Origin of the sequence: Microbacterium sp., assembly GCF_052099035.1 — a bacterium.
GTDB lineage: Bacteria > Actinomycetota > Actinomycetes > Actinomycetales > Microbacteriaceae > Microbacterium.
The window spans coordinates 36275-38393 of record NZ_JBQDSX010000031.1 but is presented as its reverse complement, the minus strand read 5'-3'; the positions used below and the strand labels follow the sequence as shown (position 1 = coordinate 38393).

The following is a 2119-nucleotide window of genomic DNA, read 5'->3' as shown; positions in this document are numbered from 1 at the left end:
GGGTTCTGGATGCGCGTGTAGATGTTGCCGAACTCGGCCAGCGCGAACAGATTCGCGGCGTGGTCGGCGTTGTCGAACACGTAGGACGTGGTCTGGTAGATCGGCGTCGCGCGAGCCTTCGTCACCGGGTCGGGAGCGGCGCCGGAGTGGATCTGCTTGGTCTCGAAACGCCAGGTCTCGGGTGCGGACATGAGTCCCTCCAGGGCGGAAGTTGAGGTCGATGTGGCGGATGCCGTTCATGCGAGAGTACGGAACAACACCACTGTCAACAACGCGCGGGAAATGTTACGTAACATGCGGCGCGCGCGGAAACACGCGGCGACGTCGTACGGTGGAGGCATGATGACACGGCGTGCAGTGGTGACGGGTGCGAGCTCGGGGATCGGTGAGGCGACGGTACGCGATCTCCGCGATCGCGGATGGGATGTGATCGGCGTCGCCCGACGCGCAGATCGCCTGCGCACTCTGGCCGAGGAGACAGGTGCCTCCGCGGTCGCCTGCGACCTCACCGATGCGGATGCTGTCACGGCGCTGATCGACCAGATCGAGGCTGCCGGCCCCGTGCATGCGCTCGTGCAGGTGGCGGGCGGCGCCCGAGGCACCGAGAGAGTCGAGGACGGCAGCATCGCGGACTGGCAGTGGATGTATGACGTCAACGTGCTGGCCACGCAGCGACTGGTCGCGGGAATCCTTCCGCTACTGCGTCGTACGGCAGCATCCGACGGTCATGCCGACATGGTCTTCGTGACTTCCACCGCGGCGCAGACGGCCTACGCCGGAGGCGGCGGCTACAACGCGGCCAAGGCAGCCGAGTCGATGCTCGTGAAGGCCCTGCGTCAGGAACTCAACGGCGAGCCGATCAGGGTCGTCGAGGTCGCTCCAGGGCTCGTGCACACCGAGGAGTTCACGCTCAACCGTCTCGGCGGCGACCGGGTGGCCGCAGAATCCGTCTACGCCGGTGTCGATGCGCCGCTGACCGCGCACGACGTCGCCGATGTCATCGGCTATGCCCTGGATGCCCCGGGACACGTGAACCTCGACCTGATCACCATGCGTCCGGTCGCCCAGTCCGCACAGCATCTGCTCGCGCGCGGGCCCCTCCGCGTGCGCCCGGAGCTCGAGGACTGACACCGGTGCCTGCACGATCGCTGGCACAGCTCGCCGATGACGGCCTGATCGATCCGGGGTGGGCGCAGGCGCTCGCACCCGCCGCCGACACCATCCGGGCGCTGGGCGAGAGGCTTCGCGTCGAGCAATCCGAGGGGACCGGTTACCTTCCCGACGGTGCGCACGTGCTGCGAGCATTCCAGCGGCCGCTTGCCGACGTGCGCGTGCTCATCACGGGGCAGGATCCGTATCCGACCCCGGGTCACCCGATCGGCCTCTCATTCGCCGTCGACCGCGATGTGCGGCCGCTGCCGCGGAGCCTCACCAACATCTACGCCGAGCGCGAGAGCGACCTCGGCATCCCGCCCGCACCGCACGGCGACTTGACCGCGTGGAGTGATCAGGGCGTACTGCTGCTGAACAGGGTGCTCACCGTGCGGCCGGGAGAAGCAGCATCCCACCGCGGGTGGGGTTGGGAGCAGGTCACCGAGCTCGCGATCCGTGCGCTCGTGGCACGCGATCAGCCGCTCATCGCGATCCTGTGGGGCAAGGATGCGGAGAAGCTGCAGCCGATGCTCACAGACACTCCGGTGATCGCCTCCGCGCACCCGTCTCCGCTGTCGGCCCGCCGCGGCTTCTTCGGATCGCGACCGTTCTCGCGCGCGAACGCCCTGCTCCAGGAGCAGGGCGCCGCGGCCGTGGACTGGCGCGTCGACGGCGAACTATAAGCTGAGCGCGTGCAGTTCGAGCCGGGTGACCAGCGTCGCCGATTACCGCGCCACCTGCGGGAGGCTGAGCCTGAACCCGCGACGTTCTCGTACGCGATCCGGCCGGCCAGAGTCGGCGATCTGCCCGACGTCCGTGCGATCTACAACCACTACGTCGCCAATTCCGCCGTCACCTTCGATGAGAAGGCCTCCACGCACCGCTACTGGCGGGAGAAGTTCGCGCAGCTGACGAAGCTGAAGCTGCCGTTCCTCGTCGCAGCCACTCCGTCGAACCAGGTGATCGG

Annotated in this window: 4 protein-coding genes; 3 read left to right on the top strand and 1 reads right to left on the bottom strand. The window is 67.9% G+C overall.

The annotated features are described in order from the left end of the window. Positions 1-191 (bottom strand): PLP-dependent transferase (locus ACTIAO_RS10890; RefSeq protein WP_441906292.1); only part of this gene is annotated, 191 nt, incomplete at its 3' end. Positions 192-339: 148 nt separating this feature from the next. Here ACTIAO_RS10890 and ACTIAO_RS10885 point away from each other — a divergent pair. From ACTIAO_RS10885 to ACTIAO_RS10875, 3 genes are all read left to right on the top strand, one after another. Continuing rightward, positions 340-1128 carry an SDR family oxidoreductase gene (locus tag ACTIAO_RS10885; protein WP_441906291.1) on the top strand — a complete coding sequence of 263 codons (789 nt, stop codon included), beginning with the start codon at positions 340-342 and terminating at the stop codon, positions 1126-1128. Positions 1129-1133: 5 nt separating this feature from the next. Further along, positions 1134-1835, top strand: a complete 702-nt coding sequence (locus tag ACTIAO_RS10880; protein ID WP_441906290.1) for a uracil-DNA glycosylase — start codon at positions 1134-1136, stop codon at positions 1833-1835. A 9-nt stretch (positions 1836-1844) separates the two neighbouring features. Next, a partial coding sequence (locus ACTIAO_RS10875) for a GNAT family N-acetyltransferase (protein ID WP_441906289.1) occupies positions 1845-2119 on the top strand: 275 nt, incomplete at its 3' end.